General features: G+C 40.2%; 19 protein-coding genes. 12 read left to right on the top strand and 7 right to left on the bottom strand.

Annotation, left to right across the window (positions count from 1 at the left end; all coding sequences use genetic code 11):
- Nucleotides 1-43: 43 nt before the first annotated feature.
- Both BST86_RS10325 and BST86_RS10320 read right to left on the bottom strand, forming a co-directional pair.
- Entirely contained in the window at nucleotides 44-733 is a 690-nt protein-coding gene (locus tag BST86_RS10325; RefSeq protein WP_105983179.1) for a response regulator transcription factor, read from the bottom strand.
- Nucleotides 726-2,297, bottom strand: coding sequence for a sensor histidine kinase (locus tag BST86_RS10320; protein ID WP_105983178.1), 1,572 nt, complete (start codon nucleotides 2,295-2,297; stop codon nucleotides 726-728). The genes BST86_RS10325 and BST86_RS10320 overlap by 8 nt, the downstream gene beginning before the upstream one ends.
- Nucleotides 2,298-2,417: 120 nt before the next feature.
- On the opposite strand from BST86_RS10320, the gene BST86_RS10315 reads away from it, so the two are divergent.
- The 3 genes from BST86_RS10315 (at nucleotide 2,418) to BST86_RS10305 (ending at nucleotide 7,132) form a co-directional block, all read left to right on the top strand.
- The gene (locus tag BST86_RS10315; RefSeq protein ID WP_105983177.1) at nucleotides 2,418-3,308 is read left to right on the top strand and encodes a GLPGLI family protein; all 891 of its coding nucleotides are present in this window, start codon (nucleotides 2,418-2,420) and stop codon (nucleotides 3,306-3,308) included.
- Between the two features lie 165 nt (nucleotides 3,309-3,473).
- Entirely contained in the window at nucleotides 3,474-4,319 is an 846-nt protein-coding gene (locus BST86_RS10310) for a GLPGLI family protein (protein ID WP_105983176.1), read from the top strand.
- Between the two features lie 83 nt (nucleotides 4,320-4,402).
- Nucleotides 4,403-7,132 carry a carboxypeptidase regulatory-like domain-containing protein gene (locus BST86_RS10305; RefSeq protein WP_105983175.1) on the top strand — a complete coding sequence of 910 codons (2,730 nt, stop codon included), beginning with the start codon at nucleotides 4,403-4,405 and terminating at the stop codon, nucleotides 7,130-7,132.
- 95 nt (nucleotides 7,133-7,227) lie between these two features.
- On the opposite strand, the gene BST86_RS10300 is transcribed toward BST86_RS10305, so the two are convergent.
- Nucleotides 7,228-7,926: a YqjF family protein gene (locus BST86_RS10300; RefSeq protein ID WP_172443345.1), complete on the bottom strand. Its 699-nt coding sequence runs from the start codon at nucleotides 7,924-7,926 to the stop codon at nucleotides 7,228-7,230.
- Between the two features lie 139 nt (nucleotides 7,927-8,065).
- Here BST86_RS10300 and BST86_RS10295 point away from each other — a divergent pair, with 139 nt between their 5' ends.
- The 7 genes from BST86_RS10295 to BST86_RS10265 all read left to right on the top strand — a co-directional run bounded on the left by BST86_RS10295 (nucleotide 8,066) and on the right by BST86_RS10265 (nucleotide 13,482).
- A complete protein-coding gene (locus BST86_RS10295; RefSeq protein WP_105984007.1) occupies nucleotides 8,066-8,908 on the top strand; it encodes an alpha/beta hydrolase in 843 nt (280 codons plus the stop codon).
- A 108-nt stretch (nucleotides 8,909-9,016) separates the two neighbouring features.
- Nucleotides 9,017-9,484, top strand: a complete 468-nt coding sequence (locus tag BST86_RS10290) for an ATP-dependent zinc protease family protein (RefSeq protein ID WP_242446511.1) — start codon at nucleotides 9,017-9,019, stop codon at nucleotides 9,482-9,484.
- The gene (gene rimK / locus BST86_RS10285) at nucleotides 9,474-10,346 is read left to right on the top strand and encodes a 30S ribosomal protein S6--L-glutamate ligase (RefSeq protein WP_105983173.1); all 873 of its coding nucleotides are present in this window, start codon (nucleotides 9,474-9,476) and stop codon (nucleotides 10,344-10,346) included. The genes BST86_RS10290 and rimK overlap by 11 nt, the downstream gene beginning before the upstream one ends.
- 2 nt (nucleotides 10,347-10,348) lie before the next feature.
- Entirely contained in the window at nucleotides 10,349-11,323 is a 975-nt protein-coding gene (locus BST86_RS10280) for a succinylglutamate desuccinylase/aspartoacylase family protein (protein WP_242446510.1), read from the top strand.
- Entirely contained in the window at nucleotides 11,298-11,867 is a 570-nt protein-coding gene (locus BST86_RS10275; RefSeq protein ID WP_105983172.1) for a 5-formyltetrahydrofolate cyclo-ligase, read from the top strand. The genes BST86_RS10280 and BST86_RS10275 overlap by 26 nt, the downstream gene beginning before the upstream one ends.
- Nucleotides 11,868-11,977: 110 nt before the next feature.
- Entirely contained in the window at nucleotides 11,978-13,072 is a 1,095-nt protein-coding gene (locus BST86_RS10270; protein WP_105983171.1) for an ATP-binding protein, read from the top strand.
- A 2-nt stretch (nucleotides 13,073-13,074) separates the two neighbouring features.
- On the top strand, nucleotides 13,075-13,482 hold the full coding sequence (locus BST86_RS10265; RefSeq protein ID WP_105983170.1) for a response regulator: 408 nt from the start codon (nucleotides 13,075-13,077) through the stop codon (nucleotides 13,480-13,482).
- A gap of 14 nt (nucleotides 13,483-13,496) precedes the next feature.
- On the opposite strand, the gene BST86_RS10260 is transcribed toward BST86_RS10265, so the two are convergent.
- The 4 genes from BST86_RS10260 to ileS form a co-directional block, all read right to left on the bottom strand.
- Nucleotides 13,497-14,108: a lipoprotein signal peptidase gene (locus BST86_RS10260; protein WP_105983169.1), complete on the bottom strand. Its 612-nt coding sequence runs from the start codon at nucleotides 14,106-14,108 to the stop codon at nucleotides 13,497-13,499.
- Between the two features lie 37 nt (nucleotides 14,109-14,145).
- Complete coding sequence (locus BST86_RS10255) at nucleotides 14,146-14,655, bottom strand: DUF4097 family beta strand repeat-containing protein (protein WP_105983168.1); 510 nt, start codon at nucleotides 14,653-14,655, stop codon at nucleotides 14,146-14,148.
- Nucleotides 14,656-14,776: 121 nt separating this feature from the next.
- A complete protein-coding gene (locus tag BST86_RS10250) occupies nucleotides 14,777-15,166 on the bottom strand; it encodes a TraR/DksA family transcriptional regulator (RefSeq protein WP_055411131.1) in 390 nt (129 codons plus the stop codon).
- A 2-nt stretch (nucleotides 15,167-15,168) separates the two neighbouring features.
- Nucleotides 15,169-18,579 (bottom strand): isoleucine--tRNA ligase, encoded by a 3,411-nt coding sequence (gene ileS / locus BST86_RS10245; RefSeq protein WP_105983167.1) that lies wholly within the window; start codon nucleotides 18,577-18,579, stop codon nucleotides 15,169-15,171.
- 189 nt (nucleotides 18,580-18,768) lie between these two features.
- Between ileS and BST86_RS10240 the strand changes: the two genes are divergently transcribed.
- Together BST86_RS10240 and BST86_RS10235 are read left to right on the top strand one after the other, a co-directional pair.
- Entirely contained in the window at nucleotides 18,769-19,059 is a 291-nt protein-coding gene (locus BST86_RS10240) for a hypothetical protein (RefSeq protein WP_105984005.1), read from the top strand.
- 20 nt (nucleotides 19,060-19,079) lie between these two features.
- Nucleotides 19,080-19,787 (top strand): Crp/Fnr family transcriptional regulator, encoded by a 708-nt coding sequence (locus BST86_RS10235; protein ID WP_105983166.1) that lies wholly within the window; start codon nucleotides 19,080-19,082, stop codon nucleotides 19,785-19,787.

The raw sequence follows: 19,787 nt of genomic DNA, 5'->3' as shown, positions 1-19,787 counted from the left end.
CGAAAGCGAAATATGAAACAATCATCATATAAGATGCTTATATCTATCGGCACAGCAATTTGTAACCATAACCTCTAACGTTCACGATTTCCAAAGCTTCATCTTTAGCAAGCTTCTTGCGCAACTTTGTGATAAAAACATCCATGCTGCGGCCAGTAAAAAAATCGTCACTGCCCCAAAGCTTTTGTAAGATATAACTGCGATCCAGTACCTTGTTTTTATTCTGTATAAGGTGATAGAGTAAGTGGGATTCCCTATGTGTAAGCTTCACGGGTTCGTTCTCTTCAAAACTCAACTTTTGCTGCGGAAAGTTGAAAAGATATTTGCCTATACTAAACGTATCAGCTGATTGCTGTACATTTTTACGTTCCAGAAGATTGTGAATGCGTACAATCAATTCTTCCATAGAAAATGGTTTTTTCAAATAATCATTACCTCCTACATGAAAACCTTTAAGGACATCTTCTGTCTGTGCTTTAGCCGTTAGAAAAACGATAGGGATCGACGGGTTGTTTTTTCTGATTTTGGTCGCAAGTTCAAAACCATCCATTAAGGGCATCATAACGTCCAGTACTAATAGATCAAAATCATCGCTTAAAAAGGAGTCGTAGGCTTTCTGACCATCTTCACAAAGAGTGACTTCAAAATCTCTGGTTTCGAGACTTTCCTTTACAATCATGGCGAGCGAGGGCTCATCTTCGGCAAGAAGTATTTTGATTTTTGAACTATTCATGCGGTAATTCTATGGTGAAAGTAGTAGGCTTGAGGGTTAGATTTATGGTTCCGTTGTGTTTCTCTATGATGGCTTTAGTGTAAAAGAGACCTATGCCATGACCTTTAGTATGATGTTTATTGCCATCTGTCACGCGGTAGAATTTTTCAAAAAGATTCTTCGCATTTCTGTTGTTGAGTTGTGTGCCATCATCAATGATTTTTATGATAAGGGATTGCCCTTTCTTAGATATGGTGGCGGTAATGTTATTTCCACCGTATTTAATGGCGTTGTCCATTAAGTTGTTGATGGCATTCTCCATATGGAACTCGTCTCCGTAAAAATCTATTTGGGTCATGTCGCTTTCAAATTGGATATTCTTTTGAGTTTGCGACTGGAAACGCTTGACAGACTCTTTCAATAACATCTTAAGGTCAAATCTCGTTTTTTGAAGGGCCAGTCGCTCGTTGTCAATCATAGCAGTTTCTAGGAGCTTTTCCACCATAAGATTAAGTTTCCCTAGTTGCTCGCGCCCAACGTTCAGGTATCGGTTGGATTTTTCTGTATCTCCAGAGACTGTAAAATTCTGTACGCCTTCTAGGGCAGCGCTCGCTGTGGCAATAGGCGTTTTAAACTCATGAGTAATGTTGGATATCAAGTCGTTTTTGATCAGGCTTAATTGCTTTTGTTTCCTAATGATGAATAATAGGTAAAATAGGCAGAGTATGATCCCACAAACCAAAATGAAGGAAAGCAAAATACTCACCAGGTTGCGCTTGAATAGAGTAGCCTCTTGTCCTTGATATATCAATTTGAGATTGGTATTCTTATATAGTTGTGGGCTCTTGCTGTCCATGACCTGTGAGCCTGCAATATTTCCTACCTCAAAATCATCTTCACCATCATTGTATTTAAAACCATACTCAATGTCGATATTATTTTTTTCGAGCGACTCGCTCATCAAGGAGTCCAGCGATTCAAGATCTAATACATTAGTGGTGAATGAAAATATGATCTTGTCAGACACCTCTTTTAATTGCCCAGAAAGTAGGCCTTCAGAGTCGTCTGTAAAACTCATGTTGGTGACCTTAGCGTTTGAGGTCGAGTCACCATTGGATTTTGACTTAAAGAACCTAGTCAAATTTAGATCCTCATTCTTTTTGTAGACCGCAGTATCTGCATCAAGACCTTTGAATACGGTAATCGCCTTTATATTATTTTCAGCAGGAGTTTTTGACAGCCAGTCATTACCTTTTTGCGAGGGAATGATACTGTCAATTTTCACATTGTTCTTTTTTGAAGACTTCGCCTTTTTTGCAAAAGTGGTAATGTTGCCTAGCAGCGAGTCAAACTCACTTTCACTCCATTTTTCATTGGCCTCGTTAAAAAAACTAAGGGTATTTCTTTTAGCGCTGGTAGTGTAGTAATCCTCAACACTCAAATCAAATGACGTTCTAATATCACGTTCTAGTTGGCGCTCACTTTCCTTATAATTTTTGAATACCCAGTAGGATTGGATACCTAGAGTTATTAGGATCACGGCGCTTATCAGCACTAATAAAAATCTATATTTATGATGATTCATAAGGTAAAGGTGCTCATTTAAAACATTACAGGAAAGCCGGTTAACACTAGTTAACGCTCGTTAACCTAGTTCAACGCACAATCTTGGCATCTTTGGAAAGAATTACAAAACCAATATATCATGAAGAATTTTAAATGGACCGCGTTGATTGTTGTTTGTATCGCTTTCGCGAAAGCGAATACATTACAAGCCCAAGAAAACTTCAAGGCCATCGCACATTACATCGTTCAAACTAAAATTGACCTTAAGGACGATGAGGATAAGGAAAAGGAGGCAAAGGATGAAGCCGAAGACGCCAGAACCTCTGAAATCATGGCTAAGTTAAGAGAGGCTATGGCTAAGGGTAACCAGCAGGAATATGTAATGGAAATCACCCCAACTGAATCTTCTTATAATAAGGTTGTAGAACTTGCCAAACCTAAAAAAGCTGGTGAAATAAGCGTGAGCTTTACCGTCAACAATGGATCCACGAGCAGTGTTTACAAAGACTTAAAAGAGCAAAAGTATTATAAGGAAGATGAGATCATGGGGAAAGAGTTCCTGATCGTTGATGATATACCATCGTATGCATGGCAACCTGTCAATGAAACTAAAAAAATAGGAAACTATACCTGCTACAAAGCCACCTACACACCTGTCCTTACCGAAGAAGAAAAAAAGGAACAGGAAGAAAAGATGGAAAAGGCCTCGCAAGGTAGTTTGCTGGCCATGATTCCTGAGCAAGACAGAACGATCACGGCATGGTACACTCCAGAAATCCCTATAAGCAACGGTCCAGGAGAATATCAAGGGCTTCCCGGATTAATTCTCGAGGTACAAGAAGCTAATACGGTATTGCTATGTACCAAAATTGAGATCAATCCAGAAAAAGATCTTGATATGAAAAAACCTAAATCTGGTAAGAAAATCAATCAAAAGGATTTTGACGAGTTAAGGGAAAAGAAAATGCAAGAACGCATGGAGCGAAATGGAAATAAAGGCTTCATTATCACTAGAACCACTAGCAACTAGTTCTACATTATTTCACCACAGGTTCACAGCTAGGAATCACTAACCTTAATTGTTATAAAAACGTTAATACTATCAACGCGATTGCAACCATATCTGTTTTTTAAAGTCATAAAGCGCAAACTGTAACTTAACCATCATATAAGTTACTAACTCAAAAAAATAGAAATGAAAAACATCATACTTTTTGTCGCTTTGATAGCCGTGACTTCTTGGTCTACTGCTCAAGATATCTATGGCGAGGCGACATACTTCTCAAAAGCTTCCATAGACAAAAGCTTTCTCGAAGGCAATAGAGACATAAGTCCAGAGCAGCGCAAACGCATCGAGGAAAACCTCAAAAAGGCAAGTGAGAAAACGTTCATCCTAAAATTCAATAGAAGTGAATCCTTGTGGACAGAAGAAGTGGCTCTTGCAACACCAGGTCAAAGTGGCGGATGGGGAAATTTCATGGGAAGTTCCATGGGTGGTGATAAGTACAAGGACATGACATCCAACACGTTCACAGAGCAGCGTGATATGATGGGTAAGACTTTTTTGATTAAGGATGACTTGCCGCAGTTGGACTGGCAAATTACTGGAGAGACACGCCAGATAGGAAACTATACTGCCATTAAGGCCACTGCTGTAAAGAAAAACGACGCCTTGGACATGAGCGCCTTTAGAAGAAGACGTGACGATAACAAGAAGAAGGAAGAAGATGGCGAGACTAAACTTACAGACATGATTGAAAAGGATGAGAACACCACGGTAACGGCGTGGTTCACACCTCAAATTCCAGTACAGCATGGTCCAGCAGAGTATGGTGGACTTCCTGGACTTATTCTCGAGCTAAATGCGAATAACACAACAATGCTTTGTACAAAAATTGTTTTGAACCCAGAAGATCGCAGCGATATTGAGCCGGCGACTAAAGGTGAAGAAATCAAACTGGAGGCATATAACGCCACTTTCCAGCAAAAAATGGAAGAGATGTCGCAGCGTTTTCGTGGTAGAAGTCGCGGTAGAAACTAAATACATTATAAAATAAACCTACAAACAGTTGAGCGAGGTTGTCATACCTCGCTTTTCATTATCTAAAATAATTCAACCAACTGATGAATAAAATAATACTTCTCATTGTATCACTCTTTCTTACCGCAATAGTGGCGCATGCACAATCAGTAAAAATTACGGGTACCGTTGTGGATAGTCTAGGTACACCAGTACCTATGGCAAATATTATTGCCTATGGCTCCAATAATACCATGGGAGCTTTTGGTATTACAAATACAGAAGGTAGATACCAGCTTCTCAATCTTAAAAAGGACAGTACCTACGTTCTCAAAGTTTCCTTTTTAGGCCTAAAACCTATTGAAGAAACGGTAAGTAAGATCCAGGCAGATATGGTCAAAAACTTCATCATGCTGGATGGAGCAGATCAATTAGACGCCATCAACCTGGTTTATGAAATGCCGGTAACCATCAAAGGTGATACGATAGTTTACAATAGTGATAGTTTTACTAATGGCACTGAACAAAAGCTGGAAGATGTATTGAAAAAACTACCAGGAATGGAGGTTAATGAAGACGGTGATGTTCAGGTAGAAGGTAATACTGTAGAAAAGGTTTTCATAAATGGAAAGGAATTTTTTGAAGGAGATACGAGATTGGCTACCAAAAACATTCCTGCAGATGCTATTTCAAAAGTTGAGGTATTGAAAAACTTCAATAATGTAGGTCAGCTTAAAGGCATTGGGAATGACCAGGATCGTGTGGCCATCAATATCAGACTCAAGGAAGGAAAAGAGAAATTTTGGTTTGGAGAAATTACTGCCGCTGGCGGATATGGGAATGATGAAGCTCGTTATCAAGTCCAACCCAAAGCTTTTTATTACAGTCCAGATCTTTCTATAAACGTACTGACAGACTTTAATAATTTAGGTATTCCTGCATTTAGTTTTAGAGACTTCTCGCGATTTACAGGTAGGAGCTTTAGCAACACAAGAAATACGGGATCTAACATTGATACAGATACTGGTGGTCAAGGTATTTCTTTGTTTAGAGCAAATCAGGCCGTAAATATTGAAAGTAAGTTTGCTGCATTGAATACCTCTTTAAAAGCTAGCGAAACTCTAGATTTAAACGGTTATGTCATCCTTTCTAGCACAGATACTGAAGATAGAGCCGATTCTCGCCGGGAATTTATCAGTTCAGGTTTAGTGGATGAGTCAGAAACTTTTTCCACACAACGCAATCAACAGGCACTTTTCAAATTAGGTGCTGATTATAAGCCTAATGCTAACTTCACACTAGATTACAATGGTCAGTTAAACATCACTGATGTAGAACAATTATCGGACAGGTTATCATTAAGAGCAGAGCCACAAGAAGACGGTAGTATCAATAATATTGTTGAGGACATTGATCAAGTGAACTCACAACGTCCTATTGTTATCGACCAAAACCTAAACATGTATTATACTGGCGGTGAGCGCAGCATATTTTCTTTTGAAGGTCGTTATGTTGATCAAGAAGAAGACCCGTTTTACCAAGCTATACGTAATATACGTGACACTCAAGATCCAGAGCCTTTCGATGGTAGATTAGGGCTAGCACAACAAGATCCCTATAATATCAATCAAGGAAATTTAGTGGATACAAAGAGGTTGGATGCAAAACTTGATTATTGGTACATACTTAATAAGATCAGTAACATCAACTTAACGGTGGGAACAATATTGACAGACCAGAGTTACAACTCAAATATCTTTCAAGTCCTGGAAGATGGTACCACAAACAATCTAACTCAACAAGAAGCGGTTAATAATGTAGATTATAACTATACAGATCTATATGCTGGATTACATTATAAGATCATCAAGGGAAAATTTACAGTAACACCTGGTTTTCATATTCATGATATCACAACTAGGGATGAGCAAAATGGAATAGTGAACGAAATTCAAACAACAGCCTTTTTACCTGATTTCAATGTGAGATACGATATCAAATCTTCACAGAGCTTAAATCTTGATTACCGACAAACCATACGTTTCTCAGATGTGGAGAATTATGCACAGGCACTCGTATTCAATAATTTTGACCGTTTGAATAGAGGTAACAATCAGTTGGAAGGCGCTATCGATGACGTTTTAAGTTTGAATTATCGCAACTTCAATATGTTTAATTATACGACCATCTTCGGTAGAATAAGCTATACTAAGCAGCGCGATGCCATCCAGAACAACCTTACTTTAGATGGTATCAACCAAGTTTCTGCGCCCATCAACTCCATATTTGACCAGGAGAATATAAGTGGTAGTGGAACATTTAGCAGAGAGTTTGGTAGAATACGAACAGGTATATCTAGTTCGATAACTTACTCGACCTCAAATAACATCATCAATGATGAAGTTCTTGAATCTAATAACTTAATACATAGTTATACTTTAAGCACACGATCAAATTTTGATAAAGGTGTCAATTTTGATGTGAGTTATTCTATATCATTTCAAGACACAGAAAACGGGACTATAGAAAATCAATTCACGACACAACGATTTGATATCAATGCAGACTGGCAAATAGGAAAATCTTTAAGATTGGAAGCAGACTATAACTTAAGTCTTTTTGATGCAGATGCTGGGAATCAGAACTTTGACTTTCTAGAAGCTAGTTTGTTTTACCAGAAGCCAGATTCTAAATGGGAATACAAAGTGGCTGCTACGAACCTATTGAATACTGAGGCTATTGTAAACGCTAATTTTGGACAGATTACAACCAGTGTCAATCAAAACTTTGTATTGCCTAGATACTTTTACCTTCAGGTGAGGTACGATATTTAAGTTTAGAAATATCATTTTTTGTAAAGGGTATCAAGTCAATTTGGTGCCCTTTTTTATTTCGCTTTCGCGAAAGCGAACTGTTTCGAGAACTAGGTTTACAGCTTCCTCTTGTTTTCAATTGAGATTCTGGAGCCGTGCGCCATCATCACGCTATCGGGTTCCAGAGTGTCCAGCAAGGCAAACTCTTTACCATAGGTCTGTTCAAAATTGACGTTGATCTGATAGTCAGTGACTTTGTAATGCTTCCAGCTGGCGTGTCGCACCTCATATTCATAGGTGGTCTGTGGATCATAAGATGAATAACCGAAGTATCGTTCCAGGATAAATTGCTCATTACTGCCGTCTTCAATAGAAAGAGCAGCTGGCTCGTAATTAACGGTCATTTCCTGCCAATCTTTGGGCTTCCATTTATAATGCACGTGATGAAACTCTTTATCCTCTTCAAGCTGGAAGTCCAGCGGCATGGTGTCATAGCGTTCATTGTAGAGTTTGTTGGCCACTAGCGTGATCAAAGGTTTGTCCACAATTTCTTTAATGAAAACCACGCCTCGCCTGTTGGTTCCCGTTTGTTTCACATATAATCTTAAGTTAATCTCGCTAAAGTTGATGTGAAATGGAACAGGTAAATTAAGGATGCGCGTGTTTTCAAAACGCAGGCCTACCAGGCTAATATCTGCCAGATCGCCTCGCAGGTCCAGTTGAGTGCCTTTGGGTAGATAGGGCTTTAAAAGTGCCGGTGGCACTTTATAATTTGCAAAAGGAAGATAGCTCCAGGTTGAGGTTAAAAATGACATATGGTAAAAATAGTGACGAACGTCAACCATTACGTTAAAGCCGTCATAACTAGGGAAAACCTAAAAATATTTTAAAAAAGTAAAACTAGGCAAAACCATTCAGCGATTAAATACGTAGATTATCGACATATTGATGACGATGAAATTAAAATCAGTTTACCTTATCATTTATCCCATGCTATCTTTTCTATTTTTGGGCATGAATTCCTGTGCGATCAAAAAGCATACAGACATTGATTACGGCAGCCGCATTAGCGGTGTGAAAGACCATCCACATCTCAATATTTTCTCCAGTAAAAATGATACAGAGTCGCTCAAACCTGTCTTGATTTTTGTCTATGGTGGCAACTGGAATAGCGGTAGGAAAGGCTTGTATAATTATGTAGGTAGAAACTTTGCCAAACAGGATATGATCACGGTCCTACCAGATTATACAAAAAGTCCGCTAGTCAATGTGGATCAAATGACCACACAAATTGCAACAAGTATCAAATGGGTGCGCGATAATATTGCTAAGTACGGCGGCGATCCAGAAAAAATTTACCTCACGGGTCACAGTGCAGGTGGTCATCTGGTAGCGCTCGCCGCCATGAATCCCAAATACGGTATCGAGGCAGGCACGATCCAGGGCATCATTCTCAATGATGCTGCAGGACTTGACATGGCAACTTATCTTGCAAACCATCCACCAACGGCAGATGACGACTATCTCACGACTTGGACCAGCAATCCAGAGTTCTGGAAACAAGTGTCGCCCATCAATTTTATCAATGAGCAAACGCCTAGAATCAAGATCTACGCCGGCAGCAACACGTACAATTCCATCATCTCCAGTAACCAGCGATTTCTGGAAAAGTTGAAAGAGCATCAACCTGACGCCAGCATAGAATGGCTGGACAAATCCCACATTCCCATGGTGTCCCAACTGTTTTGGCCATGGAATGATAGGTTTAAAGAGGTGCGCGATTTCATGAATGAGTAATTGATGCCATATAAAAGTGATCGTGTTTTTAATGGAGTTCGCTTTCGCGAAAGCGAAATACCAACACATCCTTTTAATAATACATAGGCAATCTTACCCAAGAAACCTTTGTACCTTTCGCCTTTAAAAACGAGGGCGATCAAAAGCAATAAAATTATCATAGGCCGCACCGATAAGGCTGATTTTCCAAAACTCAACTTTGAAAATATCGATATCAAGATCGATACTGGTGCCTACACATCCAGCATTCACTGCAAGGACATTGAAGAGAACGATGGCGTTTTGTGTGCCATATTTCTGGATGAATCCCATCCACAGTTTCACGGGCAAAAGATAGAGTTTAACGATTACCAGATCACTACGGTGCGCAGTAGCAATGGTATGCTGGACCAGCGCTATGAAGTGCAGTCCAACATCAGATTGTTCAACCGATTGTTCAAAATATCGCTCACGCTTAACAATAGGGAAGAAATGAGGTTTCCCGTACTGCTGGGTCGCAAGTTTTTATCCAAAAAATTTATAGTAGATCCTGAGCTGCAGGATATTTCATTTTTACAGACGAATCATGAAGATTGATATACTTTCAAGAAGTAAAAACATATACAGTACTGCCCGCATGGTGGAAGAGGCTACTAAGGCCGGACACCTGGTAAGAGTGGTAGATCCACTCAAGTGTGATATAAAACTAGAGAAACAAAAGCCTACCGTTTATTACAAAGGAACCCGTCTGGAAAAACCAGATGCGATCATTCCTAGGATAGGTGCCAGCATTACATTTTACGGCACGGCTATCGTGCGGCAGTTTGAAGCCATGCATTGTTTTACTACGGTTAGCTCGCAATCATTGGTGCGCAGCCGTGATAAGTTGCAAAGTCTCCAGCGATTGAGTAGTTCTGGTGTTGGAATGCCTAAAACGGTATTCACCAACTTTGGAAAACATACGTCTACCATTCTTGAAATGGTCGATGGTCCGCCATGTATCATCAAGGTCCTGGAAGGTACCCAAGGAATAGGCGTGAATCTCGCAGAAAATTTTGAAAGTGCCGAAGCCATTATGGAAGCCTACAACACCATGGAATCCAGAGTGATTGTTCAGGAATTTATTAAAGAAGCTGGCGGTGCGGATCTAAGAGCCTTTGTCGTAGGAGATAAGGTCGTGGGCGCGATGAAACGACAGGCGCAAAAAGGAGAATTTAGATCCAACCTGCACCGTGGAGGAACGGCAACTAAAATCAAACTTTCCAAAGACGAAGAATACACCGCTATCGCGGCGGCTAAGTCTTTAGGATTAGGTGTTTGTGGAGTAGATTTACTGCAAAGCAGTCGTGGTCCACTAGTGTTGGAAGTCAATAGTTCTCCAGGATTGGAAGGCATTGAAGCGGCTACACAACACAATATCGCTAAGGAGATCATCAAATACATAGAAAAAAGTACCTAGATATGAAAAAGGAGATCGTTATTCTGGATACCATCATTAAACCAGGCACCAGTCATACGCTCAATTTTAACATGGCAAGGCTGTACACCACCACAGTAGTGGATGTACCGGTAATTATTCATAGGTCTAAGAAGGATGGACCAGTGGTTCTATTGACCGGTGGCGTGCATGGCGACGAATTCAATGGTGTAGAAGCGGTACGACAATTAATCTCCAAAAAGGTGGCCAAGCCTAAAATAGGAATGATCATCGCGATGCCAGTGGTGAACATATTTGGCTTCCTAAACATGCAACGGGAATTTCCCGACGGTCGTGATTTAAACAGAGTTTTCCCTGGAACTAAGAACGGCTCCCTTGCCAGTAGGTTTGCCTATCAAGTTACTACCAATATTTTGCCTCATGTAGATCTTATTATGGATTTCCATACGGGTGGCGCGCAAAGGTTCAACGCACCTCAAATAAGAGTGGACCCATCAGAGACGGAAAGCCTAGAACTAGCCAAAATTTTTCATCCGCCATTCTTGATGCACAGTAGAAATTTAAGCAAAACCTTCAGGGAAAGTTGTGGTAAGTTGGGTAAGAAGTATCTCTTGTTCGAAGGTGGTAAATCTCAACAAAGCGATAAAGGAATCACAGGAGTCGCGGTGAACGGTGCGATTAGAGTTCTAAATCATCTGGGAATGCTATCACAACCAGATCTATTAGTAGAACCTAATTTTCCAACCATTGTTATAAAGGAGTCTAGCTGGCTCAGGGCAAAATATAGCGGTTTGCTGCATCCTAAGGTAAGTCACGGGAAACGAGTTGAAAAGGGCGAATTTTTGGCGGTTATAACAGATCCTTACGGTACCATGCGTCATAAGGTAAAGTCGCCAAATGCAGGATATATACTCAATGTGAATCACAGCCCACTAGTGTATCAAGGTGATGCTATTTTCCATATAAGCAAGGATGAAAAGCAAAAGAAGCCTTCGTAAAGAATATCAAGATAAACGAGAACAGCTAACGGATGATGATATTCACAAGCTTAGTCTAGATATTGCAAATAATATCTTGGAGCTGGATATCTGGGGTTATAAAAATTTTCATTTGTTTCTACCTATAGAAAACAAAAAGGAAGTGCAGACAGAATATATTATGCAGGTGCTTCAAGGTAGAGATAAAAATATAGTCTTATCCAGAAGCGATTTTAAAACCATGGAAATGAGGCACTTCCTGCTGACAGATCAAACGGTTATTAAAAAAAACAATTATGGTATTCCAGAACCAGAAGGAGACGATTTTGAAGTAGATCCGAAACAATTGGACGTGATCTTCGTACCTCTTCTTGCAGTAGATCATAACGGATCCAGAATAGGCTACGGTAAAGGTTTTTACGATAGGTTTTTACATCTATGTCGGCCAAATGCATTAAAAATTGGTGTTTCGTTTTTTGAGCCGCTAGACGAAAAAATTCCTATTGATCAAAATGATGTTTCTATAGATCAACTAGTTACACCTAATTCGGTCTCCGTCTTTTAACCTAGTTGTCAGAAATTCTTTATTGCAATTAATTTTATATGATCCTTTAATCGATTTTTAGTTTATTTTCACATTTCAACCCAAAACTAAACTAACATACTTCCCTTAAGATGTTGGATAATCCTGATTATTTCAAATCCAGCCTTGAAGACAAGGCCTATTTTCTAGAAGAAGTTGCTGCAGCCACTAAAACTGGGGTATATGCAATTAATTTTAAAGAGAACCAATTCTTTATTGACGCTATAGGAAGATCTATTCTTGATATTCCAGATGCGCTAAACCCAACCATTTCAGAAGCTTCAAAGCTGTTTTTTGAAAAGCAAGATTTTAAAGATTTATTAGAGACTTGTCTAGCGGGAGAATTTTTAGAAGCTGATATTCAGATGATATCCTGTAACAAGGAAAAAATTTGGATGCGATTTACAGGTAAACCCAAGTATAACAACAATCATGAAATAGTAGGTATTAGGGGAATATTCACCAGTATTGATAAATACGTAAGAGAGCGTGAAGAAGTCGTTAGGCACAGTAAGGTGATTGAAGCGCAGAATGAGAGACTATTGCATTTTGCCCATATTGTATCTCATAATTTAAGATCTCACAGTAGCAATCTAGAACTAACATTGGAACTCTTTAACGATATAAAACATGACGACAGGTCCTCTGTATTTTATTCTTATCTAGAAGAAGTTTCCCTTAACCTAAGTGCTACCTTAAAGCATTTGAATCAGGTTGTTACTTTAAATTCCCAAGCTACCAATAGAACCGTAGTCAAGATTGACGAAATCGTGAATCAAGTGCTGGAAATCTATAAAACGGAATTACATCGAATTCTAGCTGAGGTAGAAATAAACGTTGATCAACTTAACTCTATTGAATATGTACCTGCTTTTTTACACGGTATCTTGGTAACGCTCGTCTCTAATGCGATCGAAAATCGTTCTCAGGCACGATCATTGAAAATTAGTATTTCCACAAAAATTTCTAAAGACAAAAAATTACTTGTCGTTCGCGATAATGGATCAGGAATGGATTTGACCGGCGTTGGCTCAAGTCTTTTTAAAGTACATCATAAAGAGCATCCAGATGGTAAGACCAAAGGATTGGGCTTATTCTTGGCAAAAAATCAGGTAGAGGCAATGGGTGGCGATATTGTGGTAAAAAGCAAGAAGGATCAAGGAGCCACGTTTACCATCAAGCTATAATCATGGAAAAAACGTTAGTACGCAAGGTCTGTATTATTGATGATGATCGCCTCTATGTGAGTTTAGTAACGATGATGATCAAAAAGAACTCCTTTGCTAACGAGTTGTTGGTTTTTCAAAACGGTCGCGAGGCTCTCGATTATTTTAAAAATGCCATCGACGACCCTAATGAGATCTTACCAAGTATTATTCTCTTAGACCTCAATATGCCTATCATGAATGGTTGGGAGTTTTTAAAGGAAATTCAGCCTTATGCAGACAAGATGTTAGAGCGTGATATAAAATTGAACATTGTGAGTTCTACTATAAATCCAGAAGAGGTCAATCGCGCTGAAAATCACGATATCGTGCACAACTTTATCACAAAGCCAATATCTAAAGAGGCCATTGTTGAGGCCTTCCTTAACTAAATCAATTCCTCTTATTAACGTTTGTCAGGGAAAGCTTTCTTGCTAAAAAGAATCAGAAGGATGACGCCTATTGTGATGGCACTGTCTGCCACATTAAATACGGCGTTGAAAAAGGTAAACTGTTGTCCACCAACACTAGGTACCCATTCTGGCCATGTGCCGTCAAACAATGGGAAATATAACATATCGACAACCTCTCCATGAAACCAGGTTCCGTAGCCGCCATTTTCGGGTAGGAATGTGGCAACACTATTGGTGCTGCTGGAAAATATTTTCCCGTAAAAAACACTGTCGATTATATTACCAAATGCTCCAGCAAAAATTAGGGAAATACAAACAATTAATATAGAGTGACTTTTTTCCTTAACACTTTTCCATAACCAGTATCCTATGCCGCAAATAGCAAAGATTCTAAATACCGTTAAGATAATCTTGCCATAATCTCCTGGCAATTCAAAACCCCAAGCAGCACCTGGGTTTTCATAGAATAAAAGCTGGAATTTATCCCAATCTACTATGGGATTTCTGGAATCCCTAAGCATATAATTAAGCTTGATGTAAATCTTACTTGCTTGATCTATAAATAGAACGACAACAATAATGAGTATTGCTTTGTATAACTTCATTAATAGGGACTGTTTTGGTACAATATACTTAAAAAAGTCATTGTATTTCTATATTGCCATTCACGCTTTCAACGGTCATTGTGTAGGCTGGATGATTCTTTTTTGAGCTTGCAGAAACCTTACCATTTCTGCTGCTGGCGGTGACTTCATAGTTTCCCAATTGGAAACCTGCAACATTAGCATTGATTGTAATGATTTCTACGTTTCCAGAAACGGAATCTAGCCAGACAGAACCATTACTTACGTTGACTCTCAATAGCTGGTAATCTCCTGTTATTTCCGCATTGGAATGTGCCATGCTAATCAAGACAGACTTATTTTTTGGGATTTTGATATTGGCTTTGGAATCCGTGATTTTATGAGCACTTAGTTTATCCTGTGGCAGTTCAAATACAGGACTCATCACATCCTCAAAAAACAAGGTGTCGTTGGCAATAAAGGATTTAAATATCACGGCATCGCTGTATTCTCCAGACTGTTTTTCGTTGATGGAATAGGTGTCTAACTCGTTGCTACTATCCAAACGCAACTCCACGAAGTGAGACATCTATACCACAACAGTATGAAATGAGGTTTCTAGTTTTTGAGAATGGCCTAATGCCAAAAATAGCATTGACATCCATACCAGGAAGGAATGGCCAATGCTATTCTTTAGATTCATTAGTTGCTTAATCCTGCATGTTCTTTGCCTCGATACTCAAGGTCGCATGAGGTACCAGTTCTAGTCTAGCTTTTGCGATAAGCTTTCCTGTAACACGGCATACACCATAAGATTTATTCTCGATACGAATCAAGGCATTTTTCAAGTCACGGATGAATTTCTCCTGGCGTATAGCCAGCTGTGCGTTAGCTTCCTTACTCATGACGGCACTACCTTCATCAAAGGCTTTAAACTGCGGTGCCGTATCATCAGTACCGTTGTCTGCATCGTTCATGTAGGCGCTCTTGATCAATTCGTACTGCTCAGTGGCCTCAGCGATTTTGTTTTTTACTATTTCTTTGAAATGAGCTAGATCCTTGTCGCTGTATCTTACTTTTTCATCTGTAGATGTACTCATAGTTAAATCTTTTTAATTCGAATAACCGTTCTTAATTCGTCAAAATCAATTTCCGTACCGTTATCCAGTTGGTTTGAAATTTCAATGCGATCTGCAAGCGTCTCATCTTTGATATACTGCTCATTACTGTGAACAGCTGCATCGATTTCTTCCTGCGATTGCAACTCAATATTGATGCGGTCCGTAACCTCTAGTCCAGAATCCTTTCTGATGTTTTGGATTCTATTGACCAGTTCTCTAGAAATCCCTTCTTTTTTGAGTTCTGGAGTGATAGATACGTCGAGAGCGACCGTTATTCCTGACTGATTAGCAACTAGCCAACCTTCTATGTCTTTGGACGTTATCTCTACATCATCGAGGCCCAAAGTAATTTGTTTTCCATCAACCTCAATAGATTTTTCACCAGTTTTTTCTAACAAAGCGATGTCTTCTTGTTGAAAACTATTTATCAATCCAGCCACCAGTTTCATGTCTTTTCCAAAACGTGGTCCCAATGCCTTAAAATTAGGCTTGATCTCTTTCACAAGTATGCCGCTCGCGTCGTCGATGAGCTCTACTTCCTTGACATTTACCTCGCTTTTGACCAGGTCTGCGATGGCTTCAATCTGCTTTTTATCGTGATCTCCCAAAACTGGAATCATAATGCGCTGTAGCGGTTGACGTACTTTGATACTTTCCTTTTTACGTAAAGAAAGCGTCAAACTTGAGATGACTTGCGCTTTGTGCATTTTTTCTTCCAATTCAGGATCGATGATGGTTGCATCAAAAGAAGGAAATTTCGACAAATGCACACTTTCGACCGCATTTTCTTCACAAACACTAGTCAAGTCACGGTATAATTGGTCCATAAAGAACGGTGCAATAGGTGCTCCCAGCTGCGCTACGGTTTTCAAACAAGTGTACAAGGTTTGATAGGCAGCGATTTTATCTTGTTGGTAATCACCTTTCCAGAAACGTCTTCTACACAAACGCACGTACCAGTTGCTCAGGTTTTCGGTCACAAAGGTCGTGATCGCTCTTGCTGCTTTGGTAGGTTCATAATCTTCATAGAATGCCGTTGTGTCTTTGATTAACGTGTTCAATTCTGAGAGAACCCAACGATCAATTTCTGGACGATCTGCTAGAGGTATTTCGCTTTCGCGAAAGCGGAACCCGTCAACATTCGCGTACAAGGCAAAGAAGCTATAGGTGTTGTACAAGGTCCCAAAGAACTTGCGTTGTACCTCAGTAATCCCATCAAGGTCAAACTTCAAGTTATCCCAAGGGTTGGCGTTGCTCACCATATACCAGCGCGTGGCATCTGCACCAAATTTGCCTAGCGTATCAAAAGGATCCACGGCATTGCCTAGACGTTTGGACATTTTTTGCCCGTTCTTATCCAGTACAAGACCGTTACTCACTACATTTTTATAGGCTACATCGTCGCTTATCATGGTAGCGATCGCGTGTAGCGTGTAGAACCAGCCGCGTGTTTGATCCACACCTTCGGCAATGAAATCTGCCTTGCGCAGTTGGTTTTCTACTTCTTCTTTATTCTCGAACGGGTAATGCCACTGGGAATAGGGCATGGAACCTGAGTCAAACCAGACGTCAATCAGGTCTGCTTCTCTGGTCAATTTCTCACCATTTTGCCCAACGAGATAAATGGCATCCACCACATTTTTATGGAGATCCACTAGATCATAGTTGGCATCGCTCATATCGCCTGACTTGAATCCAGCAAACGGATTTTCACTCATGAAACCAGCAGCGATGGATTTCTCGATTTCAGTTACTAATTCCTCGATGGAGCCGATGATTTTTTCTTCGGTTCCGGTCTCGTTTCTCCAGATAGGTAATGGGATTCCCCAAAATCTGGATCTTGAAAGGTTCCAATCGTTAGCATTGGCAAGCCAGTTCCCAAAACGTCCTTCTCCGGTAGATTTAGGTTTCCAGTTGATTTGCTTATTCAGCTCGTGCATGCGGTCCTTGAACTCGGTCACCTTGATGAACCAACTGTCTAATGGATAGTACAATACAGGCTTGTCCGTTCTCCAACAATGTGGGTAACTGTGCACATATTTCTCGACCTTAAAGGCGCGGTTGTCTTCTTTTAATTTGACGGCAATGTCCACATCTACAGATCGCTCTGGTGCTTCACCTTCTGCGAAATATTCATTCTTCACGTATTTTCCACCTATAAACGGCAGCTCATCACGGAATTTTCCCTGAAGGGTGACCAGTGGTACCGGATTTTTATATTCATCGAGCACCAACAAAGGTGGAATAGGCGGGTTGGCCTGTCTGGAAACCAGCGCATCGTCTGCTCCAAAGGTTGGTGCCGTGTGTACGATTCCGGTTCCGTCCTCTGTAGTTACAAAATCACCTGCGATGACTCTAAAAGCGTCCTGTGCGTTTTCATAAGGCTGCGCATAATCCAACAATTGCTCGTAGCGTATGTTGACCAGATCGGTTCCCTGGCAGCGTCCTAGGATTCTGTACGGTACTTTCTTGTCAGAAAGTTGGTAGGCTTGTTTCGCTTTCGCGAAAGCGGACTCATCTTCCACATTCTGGTACTTTTTACCAAACTGGTAGCTCACGAGCTTTTCGGCAAGGATCACTTGCATAGGCTCGCCTGTGTACTGGTTGAAAGTGTCCACCAGCACGTAGTCGATCTTGGGACCAACTGTAAGCGCTACATTGGATGGCAGTGTCCACGGCGTGGTCGTCCAAGCGAGGAAAAAGACCTCGCCGCTCGCTGCAAACGGCAATTTTGACGGGTCTACCACTTTAAATTGAGCAGTTACAGTGGTATCTGTAACATCTTGATAGGTTCCAGGCTGGTTCAACTCATGCGAGCTCAAACCGGTTCCTGCGGCTGGAGAATAGGGCTGGATGGTGTAGCCTTTATAGATCAAATCCTTGGAATAGATCTCTTTCAATAACCACCATACAGACTCCATATATTTAGACTTGTAGGTGATGTATGGATCATCCATATCTACCCAGTAGCCCATGTCATCAGTGAGTTTGCTCCAAATGTCGGTGTACTTGAGAACGGCTTTTTTACATTCCTCATTGTACTCTTCTACACTTATTTTGGTACCGATGTCTTCCTTAGTGATTCCCAGTGCTTTTTCAACGCCTAGTTCTACCGGTAGACCGTGCGTATCCCAACCAGCCTTGCGGTTGACTTGATAACCTTGCTGCGTCTTGAAGCGGCAAAAGAGGTCTTTAATGGTACGACCCATCACGTGATGGATCCCAGGAAGGCCGTTAGCAGATGGTGGTCCTTCAAAGAAAATAAAAGGTTCATTTCCCTCACGAGTCGTTACCGACTTATTGAAAATATCGTTTTCCTTCCAAAAGGCTTTAATGCGTTCATCAACTTCTGGTAGGTTCAACCCTTTGTATTCCTTGAATTTAGTACTCATTCTACTGCTGTTTTACGGCTGGCAAAAGTAAGGAAAAAAGGGAAGTTTTTTGTTCCAAAATATGAAGCAAGACTCATAGTTGACCGTTACTTGAATGGATGATCAAAAAATATGACGTACGATGACTTTTGTCATCGTTTGCAGCGAGGAGCTACCGATACCTTTGAACATCATTTTAAAATAAAAATCATGAGCACTTTGTATCTAAAAATCAATCAGGACTGGAACCAGAACTTTGTAGGCTACTCTGCCATCGCAATCATTGTATCAACTTGCCTGGGAGCATTTGCCATCATGACCAGTATGATGGGTGAAACGGGAAAGCTTCAAATGTTCTTGGTTTTCATAGTGGTCGCTGCTTGTAGCATTCATAACGCATCCATCTTGACGGTTCAAAAACCAGATACCGTTTTAAAATTGCTTATTGCAAGTGTGGTCATAAGCATCGTAGTTATCCTGACTAACTTGTTTATCTTGTAGCCATTGAAAGATGGTCATTTATGTCATTAAAAAACCAAGATTCACGTTGCGAAAACTGTATCGTTAGACAACTTAACTCGTTAAAAGTGTTGAGCAAGGACGAGTTGGTTAAGATCTCAGAGAGTAAAACTACCAGGTCGCTCAAAAAAGGAGAACCTATTTTTCAAGAAGGCGATCGTGTTGATGGTGTTTACTGTGTGCGCAATGGCGTTTCTAAGGTGACAAAATCCAGTATTAACGGCAAGGATCAAATTATAAAACTAGCGAGTAAAGGGGAATTGCTAGGTCAACGCTCCATGGTTGTAGATGAAAACTCCAACCTTGGAGCTGTTGCGCTTGATGATATGGAAGTGTGTTTTATTCCTAAATATGTTATGGACCAGTCCATTGATAATAACGCACAGTTCATGAAAGCGGCTTTACAATTTATGGCCACGGAACTTAAAATGGCAGATGGAATCATTGCAGACATGGCACAAAAAAATGTAGAACAACGCCTAGCGTCTGCTCTCTTATACCTAAAAGATCAATATGGTATTGATCAAAACGGATACTTATCTCTCATTCTAACCCGACAAGATATTGCTAGCATAGTTGGCACAGCAAAAGAAGTGTGCATACGCAAGCTTATGATGTTCAAAAAAAAGGGATGGATAGAAACAGAAGGAAAGAAAATTAAGGTTACAGATACTAACGCGCTTTTCAGAATTGTAGAAGACTTTAGTTAA

It is taken from the genome of Nonlabens agnitus, assembly GCF_002994045.1.
Lineage (GTDB): Bacteria > Bacteroidota > Bacteroidia > Flavobacteriales > Flavobacteriaceae > Nonlabens > Nonlabens agnitus.
Note: the sequence above shows the minus strand (reverse complement) of the source record. Positions and strands in the feature narration are given on the sequence as shown.